Annotated in this window: 17 protein-coding genes and 1 tRNA gene; 11 read left to right on the top strand and 7 right to left on the bottom strand. The window is 75.0% G+C overall.

The features are described 5' to 3' along the window. Positions 1 to 174: 174 nt before the first annotated feature. On the bottom strand, positions 175 to 636 hold the full coding sequence (locus tag ACWF9Z_RS33075) for a GatB/YqeY domain-containing protein (protein ID WP_453608603.1): 462 nt from the start codon (positions 634 to 636) through the stop codon (positions 175 to 177). Positions 637 to 796: 160 nt separating this feature from the next. Here ACWF9Z_RS33075 and ACWF9Z_RS33070 point away from each other — a divergent pair, with 160 nt between their 5' ends. From ACWF9Z_RS33070 to ACWF9Z_RS33055, 4 genes are all read left to right on the top strand, one after another. After that, complete coding sequence (locus ACWF9Z_RS33070; protein WP_453608600.1) at positions 797 to 1,735, top strand: metallophosphoesterase; 939 nt, start codon at positions 797 to 799, stop codon at positions 1,733 to 1,735. Between the two features lie 38 nt (positions 1,736 to 1,773). After that, positions 1,774 to 2,463 (top strand): Pr6Pr family membrane protein, encoded by a 690-nt coding sequence (locus tag ACWF9Z_RS33065; RefSeq protein ID WP_453608597.1) that lies wholly within the window; start codon positions 1,774 to 1,776, stop codon positions 2,461 to 2,463. 39 nt (positions 2,464 to 2,502) lie between these two features. Then, positions 2,503 to 2,576: transfer RNA gene (locus tag ACWF9Z_RS33060), tRNA-Pro, on the top strand. 145 nt (positions 2,577 to 2,721) lie between these two features. After that, complete coding sequence (locus tag ACWF9Z_RS33055; protein WP_453608594.1) at positions 2,722 to 3,603, top strand: pentapeptide repeat-containing protein; 882 nt, start codon at positions 2,722 to 2,724, stop codon at positions 3,601 to 3,603. Between the two features lie 56 nt (positions 3,604 to 3,659). Here the strand turns inward: ACWF9Z_RS33055 and ACWF9Z_RS33050 are convergent, their stop codons facing one another. Continuing rightward, positions 3,660 to 3,875, bottom strand: a complete 216-nt coding sequence (locus ACWF9Z_RS33050) for a DUF6243 family protein (protein ID WP_453608591.1) — start codon at positions 3,873 to 3,875, stop codon at positions 3,660 to 3,662. Positions 3,876 to 4,227: 352 nt separating this feature from the next. Here ACWF9Z_RS33050 and ACWF9Z_RS33045 point away from each other — a divergent pair, with 352 nt between their 5' ends. The 3 genes from ACWF9Z_RS33045 to ACWF9Z_RS33035 are packed head-to-tail and all read left to right on the top strand — an operon-like array spanning position 4,228 to position 6,526. Then, positions 4,228 to 4,848 (top strand): metal ABC transporter ATP-binding protein, encoded by a 621-nt coding sequence (locus tag ACWF9Z_RS33045; protein ID WP_356658492.1) that lies wholly within the window; start codon positions 4,228 to 4,230, stop codon positions 4,846 to 4,848. Further along, positions 4,845 to 5,732, top strand: a complete 888-nt coding sequence (locus ACWF9Z_RS33040; protein WP_453608588.1) for a metal ABC transporter permease — start codon at positions 4,845 to 4,847, stop codon at positions 5,730 to 5,732. Before ACWF9Z_RS33045 ends, ACWF9Z_RS33040 begins: the two co-directional genes overlap by 4 nt. Next, positions 5,675 to 6,526, top strand: coding sequence for a metal ABC transporter solute-binding protein, Zn/Mn family (locus ACWF9Z_RS33035; protein WP_453608587.1), 852 nt, complete (start codon positions 5,675 to 5,677; stop codon positions 6,524 to 6,526). The genes ACWF9Z_RS33040 and ACWF9Z_RS33035 overlap by 58 nt, the downstream gene beginning before the upstream one ends. Positions 6,527 to 6,624: 98 nt before the next feature. On the opposite strand, the gene ACWF9Z_RS33030 is transcribed toward ACWF9Z_RS33035, so the two are convergent. Both ACWF9Z_RS33030 and ACWF9Z_RS33025 read right to left on the bottom strand, forming a co-directional pair. Continuing rightward, a complete protein-coding gene (locus tag ACWF9Z_RS33030) occupies positions 6,625 to 8,424 on the bottom strand; it encodes a class I adenylate-forming enzyme family protein (RefSeq protein WP_453608585.1) in 1,800 nt (599 codons plus the stop codon). Beyond that, entirely contained in the window at positions 8,421 to 10,394 is a 1,974-nt protein-coding gene (locus ACWF9Z_RS33025) for a CoA transferase (protein WP_453608582.1), read from the bottom strand. The genes ACWF9Z_RS33030 and ACWF9Z_RS33025 overlap by 4 nt, the downstream gene beginning before the upstream one ends. Positions 10,395 to 10,840: 446 nt before the next feature. On the opposite strand from ACWF9Z_RS33025, the gene ACWF9Z_RS33020 reads away from it, so the two are divergent. Then, the gene (locus ACWF9Z_RS33020; RefSeq protein ID WP_453608615.1) at positions 10,841 to 11,983 is read left to right on the top strand and encodes an acyl-CoA dehydrogenase family protein; all 1,143 of its coding nucleotides are present in this window, start codon (positions 10,841 to 10,843) and stop codon (positions 11,981 to 11,983) included. Between the two features lie 106 nt (positions 11,984 to 12,089). On the opposite strand, the gene ACWF9Z_RS33015 is transcribed toward ACWF9Z_RS33020, so the two are convergent. Both ACWF9Z_RS33015 and ACWF9Z_RS33010 read right to left on the bottom strand, forming a co-directional pair. After that, the gene (locus tag ACWF9Z_RS33015) at positions 12,090 to 13,511 is read right to left on the bottom strand and encodes a sugar ABC transporter permease (protein ID WP_453608580.1); all 1,422 of its coding nucleotides are present in this window, start codon (positions 13,509 to 13,511) and stop codon (positions 12,090 to 12,092) included. Then, positions 13,508 to 14,668, bottom strand: coding sequence for an MFS transporter (locus tag ACWF9Z_RS33010; protein ID WP_453608612.1), 1,161 nt, complete (start codon positions 14,666 to 14,668; stop codon positions 13,508 to 13,510). Before ACWF9Z_RS33010 ends, ACWF9Z_RS33015 begins: the two co-directional genes overlap by 4 nt. Positions 14,669 to 15,179: 511 nt before the next feature. On the opposite strand from ACWF9Z_RS33010, the gene ACWF9Z_RS33005 reads away from it, so the two are divergent. Next, a complete protein-coding gene (locus ACWF9Z_RS33005) occupies positions 15,180 to 15,992 on the top strand; it encodes a hypothetical protein (protein ID WP_453608578.1) in 813 nt (270 codons plus the stop codon). A gap of 145 nt (positions 15,993 to 16,137) precedes the next feature. Next, complete coding sequence (locus ACWF9Z_RS33000) at positions 16,138 to 16,875, top strand: sigma-70 family RNA polymerase sigma factor (RefSeq protein ID WP_453608575.1); 738 nt, start codon at positions 16,138 to 16,140, stop codon at positions 16,873 to 16,875. A gap of 183 nt (positions 16,876 to 17,058) precedes the next feature. Here the strand turns inward: ACWF9Z_RS33000 and ACWF9Z_RS32995 are convergent, their stop codons facing one another. Next, complete coding sequence (locus ACWF9Z_RS32995) at positions 17,059 to 17,451, bottom strand: SHOCT domain-containing protein (protein WP_453608572.1); 393 nt, start codon at positions 17,449 to 17,451, stop codon at positions 17,059 to 17,061. Positions 17,452 to 17,696: 245 nt separating this feature from the next. On the opposite strand from ACWF9Z_RS32995, the gene ACWF9Z_RS32990 reads away from it, so the two are divergent. Continuing rightward, complete coding sequence (locus ACWF9Z_RS32990; protein WP_453608570.1) at positions 17,697 to 18,143, top strand: DoxX family protein; 447 nt, start codon at positions 17,697 to 17,699, stop codon at positions 18,141 to 18,143. Positions 18,144 to 18,286: the final 143 nt, after the last annotated feature.

Below are 18,286 nucleotides of genomic sequence, written 5' to 3'. Positions count from 1 at the left end.
ACCCCCCGCCCCCACCCTCGCCGTGTGGGTCTGGGGGGGGTTTTTTGTTTAACCCGGGCGGGGGGGGGCCCCCCGGCGGCCGGGGGGGGGCCCCCTCCCCTTTCTCAGCGCTGCCGCTGCAGCTGTTGCCGCCGCGGCCCGCTTCTCGCTTCGTCTCGCTTCTCGCTTCTTGCCCTAGGAGAGGTGCTTCTTGACGGCGGCGGCGACACGCCCGCCCTCCGCCAGCCCGGTGACCTTCGGGTTCACGATCTTCATGACCGCACCCATGGCCCGCGGGCCTTCCGCACCGGCCGCCCTGGCCTCCGCGACGGCCTGCTCCACGATCGCGTCGAGCTCCTCGTCGCCGAGCTGCTTGGGGAGGTAGGTGTCGAGGAACTCGCCCTCGGCGGTCTCGCGCGCGGCCTGCTCGGGACGGCCACCCTGCGCGAAGGCCTCCGCGGCCTCGCGGCGCTTCTTCGCCTCCTTGGCGATCACCTTGAGGACTTCCTCGTCGGAGAGCACCCGGGCTTCCTTGCCCGCGACCTCCTGGTTGGTGATGGCGGAAAGGGTCAGGCGCAGCGTGGACGAGTGCAGCTCGTCGCGCCCGCGGATGGCGGCGGTGAGGTCTTCCTGGAGCTTGGCTTTGAGCGTGGTCATGGGCATGAGTCTGTCAGGTAGGGGGGCCTCGGCGCCCGTTCGTTTCCGCCGCGTGGCCGCCGCCGCGTCCGCCCCGCCGCTCCACGCTCCTCTCCGCACTCCGACCCGCGCTCCCGATCCGCCCTCCCGGTAGGGCCGCCGGGTCTGCGACCATGAGGGCATGCGCGCGCGTTACGCAGTACCCCTGAAGGTCACCGCCGGGATCGCCGCGGCCGGGGCCGCCGGTGTGGCCTATGCCGCCGGATTCGAAGCCCGGTCCTTCCGCCTGCGCCGGGTCACGGTGCCCGTGCTCCCGCGGGGGATGCGTCCCCTACGGGTCCTGCAGGTCTCGGACATCCACATGGTCGGCGGGCAGCGCAAGAAGCGCGCCTGGCTGCAGTCCCTGGCCGGGCTGCGCCCCGATTTCGTGGTGAACACGGGCGACAACCTCTCCGACACGGAGGGCGTGCCCGAGGTGCTCGACGCGCTCGGCCCGCTCATGTCCTTCCCCGGCGTGTACGTCTTCGGGTCGAACGACTACTACGGCCCCCGGCTGCGCAATCCCGGGCGCTACCTGATCGAGAAGACCCAGGGCAAGCACGGGCTGAACGGCAACGCGCCGGTCGTCGGCGCCGTCCACAACCCGTGGGAGGAACTGCGGGACGCCTTCGACGCGGCCGGCTGGCAGAACCTCACCAACACCCGCGGCCGGCTCAAGCTCGACGGGCTGGAGCTCGCCTTCACCGGGCTGGACGACCCGCACATCAAGCGCGACCGCTACGAGCGGGTCGCGGGCGGCCCGGAGGCGGACGCGGACTTCTCGATGGCCGTGGTGCACGCCCCGTACCTGCGCGCCCTGGAAGCCTTCACCGCCGACCGCTACCCCCTGATCCTGGCCGGGCACACCCACGGCGGCCAGCTGTGCATCCCCTTCTACGGCGCTCTCGTCACCAACTGCGACCTGGACACGAAGCGGGTGAAGGGCCTCTCGACGCACGAGGCGGAAGGGCACCGCGCGTACCTCCACGTGTCGGCGGGCTGCGGCACCAACCGCTTCACCCCGGTGCGGTTCGCGTGCCCGCCCGAAGCGACGCTCCTGACGCTGACCCCCAAGGCCTAGACCGGCCCGGCGGCAGGCCGGTCGAGTACGTTGCACCGATGGACACACCCGCCGCGCTCCGCTTCACGACCGTCGCCTTCCGCGCGCTGATCGCGGCGGCGGCCTGCGCCGGCATCGTCATCGAGTGCGCGTACGGCAGCGTGCCGCGCGTCCTGAGCTTCTTCACGATCTGGACGAACATCCTGGTCGCGGTGGTCTTCGCCCTCTCGGCCGTGCGCGCCCACCGGCGCGCGCCGGACGTCGGCCCGCTCTGGCGCGGCGGGGTCCTCCTGTTCATCCTGGTCACCGGCCTGGTCTTCCACCTGGTCCTGGACAACCCGGCGAGCCCCTTCAACATGACCGAGGACCTCGACAAGCTGTCCGGGGCCCGAGCCGTCGCCAACCAGCTCCTCCACACGGTCACCCCCGTCGGGGCCGTCCTGGACTTCCTCCTCCTGACCGCCCCACGCCGCCTGCGCCCACGACACGCCGCGCAGTGGCTGGCGTACCCCCTGGTCTACGTGACCTTCGCGCTGATCCGCGGGGCGCTCCTCTCCCCCGGCGTCCGGGGCCGGTACACGTACCCCTTCATCGATGTCGCCGAGTACGGCTACGCCCGGGTCGCCCTGAACTCCCTGGTCCTCGGCATCGGCTTCTACGCCCTCGGCCTCGTCCTGGTCGCCGTGGACCACTACCGTCCGCCGCGCGAAAACCGGATTTCGTCTCCGGCCGACGGTCCGCTAAAGTAATCGATGTCGCCAGGGCAGCAGCGCTGCAAGGGTGGACATCGGGGTGTAGCGCAGCTTGGCAGCGCGCTTCGTTCGGGACGAAGAGGTCGTGGGTTCAAATCCCGCCACCCCGACGCTGTAGTACGAGGTCAGGGCCGGTTTCCTTCAGTGGAGACCGGCCCTGCTTCGTTGTGCGTGCCTTACTGCGTGACTGTTCCGTAGACCCGCCGTGGGTTCGGCCGCGCTTTGGTCCCGGCGTGCGTGGACATGGATGGCCGCATGAAGCGCACCCTCCAGACCGCCGCCCTCCTCGTCGTCGCGGCCGGCTACCTGCTCCTGATGTGGCGGGGCCCGTGGATGATCGACGGCAGCCACCTGCGTGCACGTGATCTACAGCCGGCCGACGGCGTGATCGTCACCGGCTTCAGGACCACCTTGGTCGCGATCGGGGCCGGAGTCATAGCCTGCCTGGGCCTGTACTACACGCACCACTCGCTTCAGCACACCCGTGCCCGGGATCAGGAGCAGGCCGAACTCACCCGCGAAGGCCAGGTGACGGACCGGTACGTCGAAGCCATCAAGCTGTTGAGCGCCGACCATCCCACCCAGCGTCTCGGCGGCATCTACAGCCTCGAACGGATCATGCGGGATTCGGAGAAGGACCACGCGACGGTCGTCGCGGTGCTCGCCGGATTCATCAGGCAGCATGCGCACCGGCCGGAAGGCGACGCGCCGGACCACCAGCCCGTCGCCGAAGAGGTCCAAGCCGCCCTCACCGTGCTGGGCAGACGCCCGACGCGGGCGGAGCCCACCAGGCTGGACCTCCGTCGCACGAACCTCCGCGGCGCCGACCTCACGAACGCCCGCCTCGGCCGTGCCCGCCTGGCCGGCTCCGACCTCAGTCAGGCCGATCTACGGAGCATCGACCTGGAGAACGCCTGGCTTCCCGACGCCGACCTGACCGGCTCGGTGCTCACGAAGGCCGTTCTGAGCAGGGCGAATCTGCGCGGGGCGACCTTCAGTGGCACCGTGATCTCTGATGCCCGGCTGGAAGGGACCGACCTCCGCGGCACCGACCTGAGCAAGGTCAAGGGGCATGCCTCCCGGCAGATCGCCGCGGCTCTGACCGATGCCACGACCGGCCTGCCCCCCTCGAGGTGATCCCCTCGGCGTGATCCCCTCGGGGCCCCTCGGTGCCGTGCCGCGCAGGCGGGGCTTCAGCCCTGTGCGGGGGTGTCGCCCGTCTGCTCGGCGGCCTGGGCCGCGGCTGCCTTCTCGCGCATCTTGCGGACCAGCTCCGCCTTCTGGTCGGCGGCGCCCTTGCGGTCGAGGTTGCGGTGCGGGCCGTTGTTCTGCCGTTCGGCGCGGGAGAGCTTCTTGCGGTGGCCGCCGCCCTGGCCCACGGGGTTGTTGATGTTCTTGCTGTCGGTCACGGGTTCTCCCGGTCATGGTGTGAGTGATCTACGGATCGATCGGCGGAGGAGGGGCGCGGCGACGTCGAAGACGTCAGCGGGGGCCCCTCACGCTCTCCCTCGTAAATCGGGTCGGGAAGAACATGACAAAGACGTTACCCGGTTCCCTCGGCCCCGCCCACCAAGCCTCCCGCCGCCCCGGCGTCCGCCGGGCTGCCGCCCGGTCAGCGGCCCCACCCCCAGCCGGGCCGGCGCCGCGCGAGCCGGCAGGGCCGTGGGACCAATGGATCGCGGTCCGCCGGAACCGACTGCCCGTCCGCCGCGACTACCTGCCCGCACGGCACCGGGCCGGCGCGGAGCGGAAGGGCGTGGGATGGGCGGGCTGGACGTGCGGATGGAAGGCGTGGGCTGCCGGCACGGCCGGGTCGAGGCCGTGGCCGACGTCGATCTGGAGATCGCGGCCGGGGAACGCGTCGCGCTGACCGGGACCAACGGCTCCGGGAAGACCACCCTGCTGCGTGCCGTGCTCGGCCTGCACCGGCACACCGGCTCGATCCTGGTCGGCGGCCGGCCCGGCGACGCGGCCCGGCGGCGCCGGGCCTGCGCCTGGATTCCGCAGAAGCCCGCCGCCGGCCGGTTCCCCCTCCTCGGCGGCGAACTGCTCGCCAGCGGCGGAGACCTCCGCGCGGCCGGTGAGGCCGCCGACCGGCTGGGGGTGGGGCCGCTGACCGGGCGGCCCCTGCACACCCTGTCCGGAGGGCAGCTGCAGCGGATGTACCTGGCCCGCGCGATCGGCTGCGTCGCCGCCGGCGCCGGGGTGCTGCTCGCCGACGAGCCGACCGCCGCGCTCGACTTCGCCGGGCAGGACGAAGCAGCCGATGTACTGGCCGCGCTGCCCGTGACCCTCGTCGTCGTCACGCACGACCGGGCGCTCGCGGAACGCTGCGACCGCGTGCTGGAGATGGCCGCCGGGCGGCTGCGGGAGGTCCGGTGACGAGCACCCTGGCCGGCGCCGACCTCGGCACCCTGCTCCAGCTGCTGCCCGTACAGCGGGCGGGCGTCGCCCTGCTGCTCGCCGCGGTCGGGCTGCCCGTGATCGGTGTGGTCATCGTCGGGCTGGACATCATGCCGGTGCGGTTCGCGATGATGCACGTGGCGCTGCTGGGCATCGCCGTCGGCCTGCTGACCGGCCTCGACCCCATGCTGTGCGCGTTGGTGGCCTGCGCCCTGGCGGGGGCCGGCGTCGCGCCGCTGGCGCGGACGCCGGACGGCCTGTCGGGGGCGATGGGGCTGCTGATGAGCCTGGCGATCGCCGCGGCGCTCCTGCTCCTCGCGGTCTCCGGGGTCAACGCCTCCGGCGCGTTCGCGCTGTTGTGGGGGTCGATCCTGTCCGTGGGCGGCGCCGACCTCGTGGTGCTCGGGGTGCTGGCGGTCCTCGTACCCGGCCTGTTCTGGTGGCGGCGGCGCGATGTGGCGCTGCTGCTGTACGACCGGGAGCTCGCGGAGTGTTCCGGCGTGCCGGTGCGGGCGCTGACCGCGGTCCTGCTCGTGCTCGTCGCGGTCGCCGTCGCCGGGGCCATCAAGCTCACCGGCGCCCTGCTGGTCGACGCCCTGACCCTGCTGCCCGCCCTGGCCGCGCGCCGGCTGGGCAGCTCGCTGAGGTCGATCACCGGGTGGGCGGTCGCGATCGGCGTCTTCGTGAACCTGACCGGCTTCCTCGTCGCCCTCTGGCTGGACTGGCCACCCGGTCCCGTCCTCGTCCTGACCGCGGGGGCGCTCGTCCTCGCGGTGCATCTCGTACCCGAACGGAGAATCAGCTCATGGCGCCCGGATTCCGCGTCCGCAGCACGGCCCGCATCACCCTTTTCCTCGCACTGAGTTCGGCGCTGGCCCTGGTCACGGGCTGCGGCGGTGACGCCGACGGATCCGGCTCCGGCTCCTCCGGCGGGGGCGGCGGGGGCGGTGGGGGTGCGGCGGCGGGCAAGGGCGGCAAGCCCGTCGTCGTGGTGACCACCACCTGGGAGGGCGCCTTCGCCAAGGCCGCCGGCGCCGTGGACGTCAAGGTGATCGTGCCGCAGTCGGTGCACCACGCGCCGGACTACGACCCCAAGCCCTCCGATCTCGCCGCCGTGGGCAAGGCCGACTTCGTGCTGTACGCGCCCTTCGAGCCGTACGCCGCGAAGATCAAGGAGGCCGCCGGTTCGAAGGCCGAGCTGGTGGAGGTGAACCTCGACAACGACACCGACAAGGTCAAGGCCGAGGTCGCCCGGCTGGGGAAGCTGTTCGGTACCGAGGACACCGCCGCGCGGTGGACGGCCGCCTTCGACGCCGAGTACGGCCGGGTCTCGAAGGACGTCCAGGCCGCCTGGCCGGACGGGAAGAGCCCGGCGGTCGTGAGCCAGGTCTTCTCCACCTGGTCGGCGAAACTGGCCGGCGCCACCACGGTCGGTACGTACGGGCCGGAGGCCGTCACCCCCTCGCAGCTGGCGGAACTGTCCGCGAAGAAGCCGGCGCTGGTGCTCGACAACGCGCACATGTCCACCGGCAAGGTCCTGCCCGACTCGGGCGCGCGGCAGGTGGAGATCGTCAACTATCCGGGGAACGACCTCGACCTGCTGCCCGTGTACCGCAACGCGGGCGCCGAGCTGAAGAAGGCCATGGGCGGGTCCTGACACCGCGGCGCGGCACGGCGGGTGGCGGGGCGGGTGGCGGGGCGGTCCTTGGGGGGCCGCCCCGCCGGCGTGCGTGTGGCCGTCGCCCGGGCCCTCGTCTAGGCCGTCGCCGCGGACACCGCGACCTTCGCCAGGCGTGCGCGCAGGGCGGCCCGGTCGGGTTTGCCCGCCGGGGTCAGCGGCAGCTCCGTCAGGAGCAGCAGCCGCTCGGGGTGCTTGCGCCGTTCGAGGCCGCGCCGCGTGAGGTGGTCGCCCAGCGAGCCCAGGGTGGGGTCCTGCGCGCCGCGCGGGACCACGCAGGCGGCGAGGCGCTCTCCCATCACCTCGTCCGGTACGCCGACGCACACGATGTCGCGCACCTGGGCGTGGGAGGAGAGTTCGCGTTCGACTTCGGCGGGGCTGATGTTGGCGCCCCCGCGGATGACGATGTCCTTCAGGCGGCCGACGACGTGCAGGACGCCGTCCTCGTCCAGGAGGCCGAGGTCCCCGGTGCGGACCCAGCCCTCGGGGGTGCGGTAGCGGGCGTCCAGATCGGGCGAGGCGACGTAGCACATGGGGGTCATCGGCCCGCGCGCGATGATCTCCCCGACCTCGCCGTCCGGGAGCTGCGCGTGCGTGTCGGCGTCGACGATGCGGATGTCGGCGACGCGGGGGTCGGGGCGGCCGGCGGCGATGCCCGCGGAGTCGGCCTCCGGGTGGCCGGAGCCCAGTCCGGTGTGGCAGTTGACCCCGTCGGCCGAGCCGTAGAGGTTGACCACCGGGCAGCCGAAGGCGCGGCTCGCGCTCTCGGCCGTGGTCTCGTCGAGGGGGGCGCCGCCCACGATCACGGCGGTGGGGGCGGGGAGCCGGCCGGCGGTGAACTCCCCCGTGCCCGCAGCCGCGTCCGCAGCCGCGTCCTCCCCCGTGCCCGCAGCCGCGTACGGAGCCGCGTACGGAGCCTCGGACCCTGCGGGGGTCTCCGCGGCCGGCCTCGCTGCCGACTCCGCCTCCGCCTCCAGCCGGTCGAGCATCATCCGGATCATCGTGGGGACCCCGAGGACGTGCGTGGGCCGGTGCTCGCGCACCGCCGCGATGGCGGCCTCGGGCGTGAAGTGGTCGAGGAGTACGAGGGTTCCGCCGTGCCGGGCGAGGGTGACGGCGGTGCCGTTGGAGCCGAAGGCGGAGGCGAGCGGGACGAGGAAGAGGCAGCGGGGCCGGGTCCCGTCGGGCATCAGCGAGGCGAGGAAGTTGCCGCGGCCGCCGGCGAGCGCGTTGTGGGAGTAGGCGATCATCTTCGGCTCGGACTCCGAGCCGGAGGACACCAGGATGCGGGCGGCGCTGTCGGGATCGGGCCGCGCGGGAACGAAGGCGGCCGGGTCGGAGCGCAGCAGCGCCGACAGAAGAATCGTTCCTTCAGGGGCCGTACCGCCCTTCCCGGCGGCGATGACGTGGCGCAGCGCGGGCAGTTCACCGGCCCGGTCCCGCAGGTCCCGCAGATCGGCCGCGTGGTGGCTGCCGCGGTGTTCCACGGCCGCGATGACCGCGACGGCCTCGGCCCGGCGCAGCAGGCAGCGGGCCTCCTGGCTGCCGCGCCCGACGGGGAAGGGCAGGGCCACCGCCCCGATGGCGGCCAGGGCCAGGTCGGCGATGACGGCGTCGCGCCCGCTGGGAAGCTGGACGCCGACCACGTCGCCCGGCCCTATGCCGAGGCCCGCGAGGCCGGTGGCCAGGCACCGCACCTTGCGGTCCAGGGCGGTGTAGCAGAGCTTGCCCTTGGCATCGATGATCGCGGTGTGGTGCAGGTCGGAGATCTGGCGGGCCCGGAAGAGGCTGTAGAGGTCGAGATCCGGACAGGTGCCGTCGACCGCCCAGGAGCGGCGGAGGCCGGCGGGCAGCAGGTCGTGCAGGGCGACGGTCATGCGTGGCTCCAGGGGTCGGGAACGGCGGGGGCACCGTGCGCGTCCCGGCTGATCGAGCCGGCGAAGCGCGGGTCGTGGTGGAGGTCGGCCAGGTCGGTGGTGACGGCGGTCGCGCTCAGGCCGCGCGCCCGGAGCTCGCGTAGGGCGTCCTCGGTGGACAGGGCCGCGAGGCCCTGCGCGGCGGCCGCCGCCGCACAGACGGCCGCGTCCGCGTCGGCCGGAGCGATCCAGCCGTCGGCGGTGCGCAGGGGCGTACGGAAACCAGCTGGCCGGCGGGTCCTGCCGCCGTGCCGGGACCGGCTCAGGGCCGGAGCGGTGAGCACGTCGGCGGCGCCGAGCAGCGAGGAGTCGACGCGCACCCCGCGCCCGGTGCGTTCGCGCAGCAGCAGGCCCGCGAGGATCGCCTCGGTGCCGAGCAGCCCGCCCAGTACGTCGAGCAGGGTCATCAGGGAGGGCGCGGGCGGCTCGCCGTCGGGGCGGACCGCTTCGCCGACGCCGGTGCGGGCCTGCACCATGAAGTCCGTGCCCATCGGGGCGTCGGGGATCCGGCCGCCCGTCCCCCAGCCGCTGGTGTACGCGTAGACGAGCCCGGGGTTCACGGCCGCGAGGTCCTCGGAGTCGAGGCCCAGCTCGGAGGCCTTGCCCGGGGCCCAGTTGTGCAGGAAGACGTCGGCCCCGGCGGCCAGTTCGCGCAGCCGGAGCCGGTCGGCGGGCGACTTGATGTCGATCTCCACCGCCCGCTTGCCCCGGTTCAGCGCCAGCCAGCGGGCGGAGACGCCCGAGCAGGCGGGCGGCATCCCGCGCAGCGGGTCGCCGCCGGGCGGCTCGATCCGGAGGACGTCGGCGCCGAGGAGGCCCAGCAGGTGGGCGGCCAGGGGCGCCTGGATGCGGCGGCCGGCCTCCAGGACGGTGAGGCCCGCGAGCGGGCGGGCGGGGGTGGGCGCCGTCGTCGGGGTCGCGTGCGGGGGTGTCGTGTGCGGGGGTGTCGTGTGCGGCGGCGGCGCGTCCGGGAGGGGGTGGAGCGGGTGGAAGGAGTGGCCGGTGTCGTACGGGGTCGGGGTCAGGGTCCAGGGGGCGGCGCCGTCGTGTTCGGCGGCCCGCTCGGCGAGGCTCCGGATCCGGCAGACCTCGGCGCCCGAGACGGCCGCGGCCTCCCGGATCCGCTGCCAGCCGTGGGCGCGGGTGGTGGCGTGCAGGGCCTCGGGGAAGGGCGCGCAGCCGGTGGCGTACCGGAACTGGAAGGGCCGCCAGCCCGCGCGCAGGGCGTCGGCGGGTGCGTCCAGGGCGCGCCAGAACCCGGCCCAGGCCGCGGGGTCGAGGGTCTCCAGCTCGAAGAGGGTGCCGTCGGCGGCGGTGAAGGGCGGTCCGCCCGGGGCCAGTTCGGCGGCCTCGCCCTCGTCGGCTCCGGTCGCGGCGAGGTACTGGGACACGACCAGCAGCGCGGCCCGGTCCACGTACGTGTGCGCGGTGCTCTCGGCGGTCGTGGCCGTGGGTGTGGACGTGGCCGGGGCTGTGGACGTGGCCGCGCGGGCGGTCCGGCCGGCGCCGCGGGCCTGGCCCAGCAGGCCGGCGAGCAGCCCCTGCGTGGTGAGCACGGCGGCCGCGGTGACGGCGTAGTCGGCGGCGAGACCGCGCGGGACGCCGTCGCGGCGGCCGTGGACGGCCATGATGCCGGCGGCGGCCTGCGCGGTCGCCTCGTCGACGACGCCGTCGGCCTTGGGAACACCCGGGACCGACGGGACCGCCGACCAGGCGAGGGTCGCGGCGGCCCGCGCGTCGGGGGCGGCCGCGTCGGCGAGGGTGATGCGGGCCGCGCGCCCGGCGGGGTGGGCGGCCGGTTCCACGTCGGCTGCGGCCCCGAGCCGCCTCAGGTGCTCGGTCACCGGGCCGGTCAGCGCGGGCGGGCCCGCGGCGGTGAAGCGCATGCCGTCGAGCGGCCGCGCGGTCCGGGTGACGGCTGGTGACGTCATGCCTCTCCTCTTTCCGGCGGTCCGGCCGGGTGGGCCGGACCGCAGGTGTTCCGTTGGTCGGTCGATCCGCTGATCTGGTGGTCCGGTCGTCGGGTGGTCCGGTCGTCCGGTGATCCGCTGGTCCGGTGATGCGTTGATCTGTCGCTGCGCTGGTCGGTTGGGGCGGTGGTCGGTTGGGGCGCTGATCGGTTGGTGCACCGCTCCGTCGGCGCGTCGACCTGGTGATCCCGTACGCGGGAACCAAGGGGCAGGCGCACCCGACCAGCTCCCCGGGGAGACAGTCGGACCGTCTCTCCCCCGGGTTCCCGGCGGGCTGGAGGAAAGTGGTGGAGAACCGAGTGACGGAGCGTCGAGGCCCGGAGAGCGGAGCCCTGGAGAGCGGGGAGCTCGCGGGCGGGGAGCTCGCGGGCGGTGAGCTCGCGGGCGGGGAGCTCGCGGGCGGGGAACTGCGGGACCGGGTCGCCGCGTTCGTACGGGAGCGGGTCATTCCCTGTGAGCCCGTCCTGGACGCGGGCGGCCCGGCGGCGGCGGCCGCGCTGCGGGAGCTTCAGGCCCGGGCCAAGGAGGCGGGCCTGTGGGCGCTCCCGCTTCCCGTCGCATTGGGCGGCCAGGGACTCGGGTTGGCGCGGTACGCGCTGCTGGCCGAGGCCGAAGGGGCGAGCGATCACGGGCCGGCCGCCCTGGGATCGGCGCCGCTGCTGGATGCCACGATGCTGCTGCGGCACGGCGGCGACCGGGTGCGCGCCCTGTACCCCGGGCGGCTGACGGCCGGCGAGCTGCGCGCCTGCTACGCCATGACCGAGCCGGACACGCCGGGCACGGACCCCTGGCTCACCGCCACGCGCGCCGTCGAACAGGCCGACGGGAGCTGGTCGGTGAGCGGCCGCAAGTGGTTCACCTCGCACGCCGCCGAGGCCGACCTGGTCACCGTCCTCGTCCGCACCGACGGGGAGCCGGGCGACCGTACGGGGCTCTCGCTGCTCGTCGTCCCGACCTCGGCGCCGGGCTTCCGGGTGGTGCGCGAGCTGCCCGTGTTCGGGGCGTCCGGGCAGTGGGAGATCGAGTTCGACCGGGTCCGGGTGCCCGCCGACCATCTCCTCGGCGATCGGGGCCGCGCCCTGGCCGTCGCCGGGGAGCGGCTCCAGCTGGGCCGCACGCTCCGCTGCCTGCGCTGGCTCGGCCAGGCACAGCGCGCGTTCGACCTCATGTGCGGGCGCGCGGGCTCCCGTACGGGATCGCGGGGGCCGCTCGGCGGCCACCAGCTCGTCCAGCAGCACGTCTTCGAGGCGCTGCTCGCCCTGCGCACCACCCGGCCGCTCGTCCACGAGGCCGTGGCCAGGATCAGCGCCGGGCTGGACGCGCACGTGGAGGTGGGCCTGGCGAAGGTGGCCGCCGCGCGGATGCTCCAGCAGGTGACGGACTCGGCCATCCAGGTCCACGGCGCGGCCGGCCTCGGCCCCGACACCGCCCTGCCCGCGCTCTACCGCTCCGGCCGCGCGGCGCGGATCCTCGACGGTCCCGACGAACTCCACATCACGTCGGTGGCACGGCGCGTCCTTCGCGCGTACGGGGCGCGGCCCGAGGAGTAGGGCGGCGCGGGGCGGGGTGCGCGGCCGCGTGGGGCGGGACCGGGAACCGCCCCGCCGGGCGGGGAGCAGGTACGGGTGTCGGGGACGGGTGTCGGGGACGGCGGGGTCATACGTCCCGGATGTCGATCAGGGCGGTCAGTTCGGCCAGGCCGAGCGCGAGGAAGAAGTCGCCCCACACGAGTTCGTGCCGTACGGCGACGGCCTTCCCGGCGTCGTAGCAGCCGTCCAGCAGCCTGCCCCCCGAGAGGTGGCCGTCGACCAGCCGTTCCAGGATCTCGGCCGCGCGGTACGCGTGATCCGTGCTCCGGGGGCCCGGGAGGCGGGCTAGTTTCAGCAGCGCGACGGCCGTCACGGCGGCGGCCGAGGTGTCCACGGGACCGTCGGGCCGTGCCGCGTCGGCCGGGGGCACGAGGTCCGCACCCGGGCCCGCCCACGCGGCGGCCAGCCGTTCCGCGATCTCCCGCGTACCGTCCGGCAGCCGCTCCGCGATGGCGGGCCGGTGCAGTACGTCGGCCACCGCCAGCAACAGCCAGGCGCGGCCCCGACTCCAGCCGGTGGGCGGGTCCTCGCACGCCCGCCAGCCCGCTCCTGCCTCGAAGCTCCAGGCCGGGACGAGAGCCGGGCCCGGCGCGCGGCACCGGCCGTCCTCCCGGTCAGGTCCTCCCCGGCCCGGGTCGGTGTGCCGGACCGGGTCGGGGGCTGGGGCCACAGCCGGAGCCGGGGACGGAGCCAGGACCGGGTCCTGGACGGGAGCCGGAGCCAGGACTGCGACCGGGACCGGAACCCGAGCTGGAGCAGGGACCGGGAACGGAAGTGAAGTGGGGACCGGGACCCGAGCTGGAGCAGGACCCGGTTCCGGGACCGGAACCCGCCCCGGAACCGGAGCCGGAGCGGCGCCCCGCAGCGGAGTGGGGGACGGCGCCGCCGGCCCGGTCGCGGCCGGAGCTGGTGTCGGGGCCGGGCGTGGGGGGTGGGCTTCGGGGGTCGGGGGGTGGAGGCAGAGCGTCAGGTGGCGTGCGAGGTGGGAGGCGGCCGCGTCGGCGCCGGCCGGGCCGGCCGCGGCCAGGAGCGGGACCATGCCCGGTACGCCGTCCACGCGGGCCAGCAGGCGGGGACCGCCGAAGGCCGATCCCCAGGGGACCAGGCCCAGTTCGGTGTCGAACGCCGCCCGGCAGGCTTCGGCCGCCCGGTCGCGGAGCTCGCGCGCCCCGGCGTCACCGGCGGCCGGCGCGGTCGCGTACCAGAGGATCAGCCCGCGCGTCGACGTGTCGGCGTCGGCCCAGCCGGCCAGCCGCGCCGTGCACGCGCGGGCCGCGGCCAGGTCGGCCGGGGCCCCGGTGTGCCGGGCGCGCAGCCACAGCAGCCCCGCCCAGAAGCCGCCGGCCCACGCACCCCGGCCGGTGGTCGTCCAACGGCCCGTGTGCGGGTCGGCGTACAGCGGGAACCGCTCCCCCGCTTCGGCCGCGGTGACCGCGACCCGGTCGAGTACCTCCGCCAGCGCCCGCCGCGCCCACTGCGGCCCGCTCATGCCGCAGCCCCGGCCCCGGCGGCGACCCCGGCGGCCGCCGCCGCGCCCCGCGCGCGCCGCTCCCGTACCGCCCACGTCGTCGCGACCGCGCAGGCGGCCGCGAACTCGGCCGCGACCAGCAGCCAGCCCGCCCCGTACCGGCCCGCGTCCGCGAGCGGCCCGAAGAGGGGCGGTCCCACGGCGAATCCGGTGAAGAACCCGGCGGCGACGAGCGCGGAATCCTGCCCGGCCCGGCCGGGGGCGGAGCGCTGCATCACCAGCACCATCGAAACGGCGTTGGCCGAGACGGCGAACACCCCGACGGCCACCGCGGCCGCCCAGACCAGCGGGTGCGCGGCGAGCGCCGCCGCCAGCAGGAGCGCCGCGCCCACCGCCCCGGCCGCCAGCCCTCCCGGCAGCCACTCGGCGCGCCCCGGCCGGGCCGCCTTCGACCAGCCCACCCGGCCGCCGATGCCCGCCACGCCGAGCACCGCGACCAGGGCTCCGGCGGCCGTGGGCCCCATGCCGAGGCGCTGCGCGCCGAACAGGGCCACGTAGGTGTTGACCGAGGCGATCCCGCAGCCCAGGAAGAGGGAGAACACCGCCAGCCAGGCGATGGGCCCCCGGGGGACGAGCGAGGAGCGGGGCGGCGGCGCCTTCGGCGCGGGGTCGGCGGGCAGGGTCCGCAACGTCCACAGCGCCGCCAGTGCGGCGGTCGCGGCGGCCGTCCACACGGCCCCGCGCCAGCCGATGCCTCCCGCCAGCGCGGCGAGCGGCAGCCCGGCCGCGAAGGCGCCGAGTTGGACGCCCGACTGCTTCATGCCGGTCACCGGCCCCCGCCGGTCGGGGGCCACGGCGGCGAGGATCGCCTTGTTGGTGGAGGGATTGGCCAGGGCCTGGGGCAGGCCGCCCAGCGCTACGGCGGCGAGGAGGAAACCGGTTCCGGGGGCGGAGGCGATCAGCGCGAGGGCCGCGGCGGACACCGACAGCAGGAGGACCAGGGAGCGCCGCGGCCCGATCCGGTCGACGAGCCGGCCGCCGACCGGCGACAGCAGGGCCGCCGTCCCGAAGCCGACCGTCGTCGTCAGCCCGAGCACGGCCGGGGAGACCCCCAACTCGCCCACCAGCCGCGGGCCGAGCGCGCCGAAGAGGAACAGTTGCAGCATCGAGAAGGCCATCGCGCCGGTGAGCAGCGCGGTGAGCCTGCCCTCCGCGACGGCGACCCGGCCCGCCCTGCCCGCCCTGCCCGCCTTGCCCGCCCTGCCCGCCCTGCCGACCCGGTCGGCCCGGCCGGGCGCGCCGCCCGAGGCACCCGCGCCGCCCGATCCGTGCCCGCCACCCGCACCGTCCGCGGCACCCGAACCACCCGCGCCACGCGCACCACCCGCGCCGGTCTCGCTCACCGACCCGAGCTTCCCGAACTTCCCGAGCATCCCGGGTTTCCCGGGCTCTCCCGGCTCTCCCGGCTGCCCCGCGGACGCGCTCCGTCCCCCCATCACCGCTCCGTCCCCACCGTCGGCCCTTCGGTCCGGGACAGGAGTCGGATGGGTCAACTCCGCAGTTCCCGGCGCCCGTTGTGTCGTACGCCACACACCGCTCGCGCCCCGCTAGCACCGCACTCGTCCGCTCATGGGAAGTCCTGATGCCCCCTGTCGCCGCCGTCGCGTCGGGTGTAACGATGACCCCGCCATGACTCCGGGTCGATGTTGCCGCGCGTTACGGGCCGCGATGTTCGCGGCCACCTGCGTGCTGCTCTCCTCCCTCGGGCACGTCCTCATGTCGGGGACCCCCGTCCCGTGGTGGACGATGACGGCCGCGTTCGCCGGGACCTCCGCGGCGGGCTGGCTGCTCGCCGGCCGTGAGCGCGGGCTCCCGGCCGTCACCGCCGCGACCGTCGGCGTCCAGGCCGCCCTGCACGGCGCGTTCGCGCTGGCCCAGGCCGCGGCGACGCTCCCGTCGGCCCCCGGCGGCTCCGCCGGTCCCGGCGCCCTGGCCCGGCGGTGGGCCCAGTACGCGCTCTGCGCCCCGCCCGCGCTCCTTCCGCCCCCGCCCGCCGCGCCGGGCGGGGGCGGCGGCCATGCGCAGCACGCCCTGCACGCCGTCCACGCGATGGCCGACGGTGTCATGACGGACGGCGCGATGGCGGACGGCGCGATGCCGACGGCCGCGTCCATGCCGATGGCCATGGCCATGCCGATGCCGATGTCCGCAGGGCACGCCGACGGTGCCATGTCACCGGTCGGCATGCTCGCCGCCCACCTCCTCGCCGCCCTGCTCTGCGGCCTGTGGCTCGCGTACGGCGAACGGGGCGCGTTCCGCGTCCTGCGCGCCGTCGCGGCCCGCCTCCTCGTACCGCTGCGGCTGATCTTCCGCCTGCCCGCGCCCGCGCACCGCCCCCGCGTCCGCTTCGGCCGGGACCACCGGGCCCGGGTGCCGCGCAGACTCCTGCTCGCCGACGCCCTCACCTCACGGGGTCCACCTCACGGGACCGCTGTCATCTGACAGCCGGCTCCCCGACGCGCGACGGGCCCACGGCCCCGCGCCTCGGGCATCGGTCATGCCGTCCGGCAGGCCGTACCCGTTCACCGGTCCCGCCGCGCCGTAGCGCGCCGGCGGATCCCCGGGATTCCCCGAAGGACCTCAGGCGATGACTCCTGCCCTGCTCACCCGTCCGACCGCCGGCGCGCCCGTCGCCCCCGCCCCCACCGACGCGACGGCACCCACCGTCACCGCCACCACCACCGCGCCCGCCACCGCGCGCCACACCGCAGGCCCCGACGAGGCGGTCACCCTCCTCGCCCTGGCCGCCCGCGCCGGCGATCCCGGCGCGGTGGACCAGTTCGTACGCGCCCTGCACCGCGACGTACGCCGCTACGTCGCCTACCTCAGCGCCGATCCGCAGGCCGCGGACGACCTCACCCAGGAGACCTTCCTGCGCGCCCTGGGCAGCCTCCACCGCTTCGAGGGCCGCTCCTCCGCCCGCACGTGGCTGCTGTCCATCGCCCGGCGCACCGTCGTGGACAGCCTGCGCCACAAGGCGGCCCGCCCCAAGATCGCCGACAGAGACGACTGGCAGATCGCCGCCGAGCAGACGCAGCCGCGCGGTCTCCCGGGTTTCGAGGACGGCGTCGCCCTCGCGGAACTCCTGGCGGCCATCCCGGCCGAGCGCCGCGAGGTCTTCGTCCTCACCCAGCTGCTGGGGCTGCCGTACGCCGAGGCGGCCGTCATGCTCGGCGTCCCGATCGGCACCGTCCGCTCCCGCGTGGCCCGGGCCCGCTCCTCGCTGATCGACCTGCTGACGGACGCCGAGGCCCCGGCCGCGCTCCCGAGCCCGAGCCCGAGGCCGCGACGCCCCGATGCGGCCCTCGAGGGCGCCGGCGCCTGACCCCGCGCCCGAGCGGGGGCCGGACCGAGGACGGTCCGGCCCCCGCTCGGTGAGCGGCCGGTTCGGGCACCGGCATGAGCGTGGGCTTGGTCGCGCTCCTGGACGCGGTCGCGGGCCTGGACGTGGGCCTGGACGCGGTCACGGGCCTGGACGTGGGCCTGGGCGTGACGGGAGGTCCCGGGGTCAGGCGAGGAGCTTGGCCTTGGCCCTGTCGAACTCCTCCGCCGTGATGTCGCCCTTCTCCTTGAGGGAGGACAGCTTGGCGAGCTCCTCCGCCGGGCTGTGCTGAGGACCGCCCGCCGCCTTCTGGACGTACTCCTGGAAGGCCTTCTCGTTCTCCTGCGCCTGCTTCACGTCCCGCTTGCCCATGCTGCGGCCGCGGGCGATGAGGTAGATGAAGACGCCGAAGTACGGCAGCACGATCACCAGGATCAGCCAGCCGGCCTTCGCCCAGCCGTTCAGCTCGTGGTCCCGGAACAGGTCCGTGATCACCTTGAACAGCAGGAAGAACCACACGACCCACAGGAAGAGGTAGAGCATCGTCCAGAACAGGTTGAGCAGCGGATAGTCGTCCATGCGCACTCCCATCGGGGTCACATAAGGGGCAGATCAAGTCATACCGCCAGGTGATGTGATCCGCACGCGGAGCGATGGCATGGACGGCCGCGCACCCTCGCGGTCAACGGCGGACGGACCTCCCCCCGCGCGCACCACCGAGCGGCCGCCGTGATCGCCCAACCCCTTGCCACGCGCTGCCCCTTCCTTGAAACTGACGGATCGTCAGGTACTTCGTCAGGGATACGCGAGGGAAGGAACCGGGGATGCAGACCATCTGGCTCGGCGGGCCCGAATGGGTCGCCGTTCTGCGGATCGGGCTCGGGCTGTGGTGGCTGGAGAGCTGGCGGCACAAGGACAAGAAGGACTGGTTCGGCGGAGGCGGCATCCGCTGGGCGGCGGGCGTGGCCGCCGAGCACCGATGGGGCTTCGTCACCCGTGGTTTCGAGCTCGTCGTGAAGCCCTATCCGCGTTTCATGGCCTACCTCGTCGCCTACGCGGAACTGGCCCTCGGACTCGGCCTCATCGCCGGCTTCCTGACCCCGATAGCCCTGGTCGCCGGGCTGCTGCTCAACCTGATCTACCTGGTCCTGATGATCCACGACTGGGGCGAGCAGGGGCAGAACCTGATGATGGCCCTGATCTCCGCGGTCGCGTTCTTCGCGGTGGGATGGCAGGTCTGGTCCCTGGACAACGCGCTGGGACTGTTCTGACCCAGACCGGGACCGGGACCAGAAGCGGGGGGCCGCCCCCCCCCCCCCCGCCCCGCGCCGCCCCCCGCCCCCCCGGGGCGGGCCCCCGGGGGCGCGGCCCCGGGGCGGCGCCGCGCGGGGGGCGGCCGGCTCCCGCCCGCCCC

The sequence above is a fragment of the Streptomyces sp. NPDC054961 genome (genome assembly GCF_053609145.1).
The sequence above is the reverse complement of the archived record's forward strand: the minus strand, read 5'-3'. Positions and strand labels throughout refer to the sequence as shown.

Excerpts from the sequence above, each read along its gene's own strand:
- ACWF9Z_RS33010 (WP_453608612.1), bottom strand. The coding sequence starts at position 14,668 with ATGGCCTTCTCGATGCTGCAACTGTTCCTCTTCGGCGCGCTCGGCCCG.
- ACWF9Z_RS33075 (WP_453608603.1), bottom strand. The coding sequence starts at position 636 with ATGACCACGCTCAAAGCCAAGCTCCAGGAAGACCTCACCGCCGCCATC.
- ACWF9Z_RS33005 (WP_453608578.1), top strand. The coding sequence starts at position 15,180 with ATGACTCCGGGTCGATGTTGCCGCGCGTTACGGGCCGCGATGTTCGCG.
- ACWF9Z_RS33030 (WP_453608585.1), bottom strand. The coding sequence starts at position 8,424 with ATGACCGTCGCCCTGCACGACCTGCTGCCCGCCGGCCTCCGCCGCTCC.
- ACWF9Z_RS33015 (WP_453608580.1), bottom strand. The coding sequence starts at position 13,511 with ATGAGCGGGCCGCAGTGGGCGCGGCGGGCGCTGGCGGAGGTACTCGAC.
- ACWF9Z_RS32990 (WP_453608570.1), top strand. The coding sequence starts at position 17,697 with ATGCAGACCATCTGGCTCGGCGGGCCCGAATGGGTCGCCGTTCTGCGG.
- ACWF9Z_RS32995 (WP_453608572.1), bottom strand. The coding sequence starts at position 17,451 with ATGGACGACTATCCGCTGCTCAACCTGTTCTGGACGATGCTCTACCTC.
- ACWF9Z_RS33055 (WP_453608594.1), top strand. The coding sequence starts at position 2,722 with ATGAAGCGCACCCTCCAGACCGCCGCCCTCCTCGTCGTCGCGGCCGGC.
- ACWF9Z_RS33070 (WP_453608600.1), top strand. The coding sequence starts at position 797 with ATGCGCGCGCGTTACGCAGTACCCCTGAAGGTCACCGCCGGGATCGCC.
- ACWF9Z_RS33045 (WP_356658492.1), top strand. The coding sequence starts at position 4,228 with ATGGGCGGGCTGGACGTGCGGATGGAAGGCGTGGGCTGCCGGCACGGC.
- ACWF9Z_RS33035 (WP_453608587.1), top strand. The coding sequence starts at position 5,675 with ATGGCGCCCGGATTCCGCGTCCGCAGCACGGCCCGCATCACCCTTTTC.
- ACWF9Z_RS33000 (WP_453608575.1), top strand. The coding sequence starts at position 16,138 with ATGACTCCTGCCCTGCTCACCCGTCCGACCGCCGGCGCGCCCGTCGCC.
- ACWF9Z_RS33065 (WP_453608597.1), top strand. The coding sequence starts at position 1,774 with ATGGACACACCCGCCGCGCTCCGCTTCACGACCGTCGCCTTCCGCGCG.
- ACWF9Z_RS33025 (WP_453608582.1), bottom strand. The coding sequence starts at position 10,394 with ATGACGTCACCAGCCGTCACCCGGACCGCGCGGCCGCTCGACGGCATG.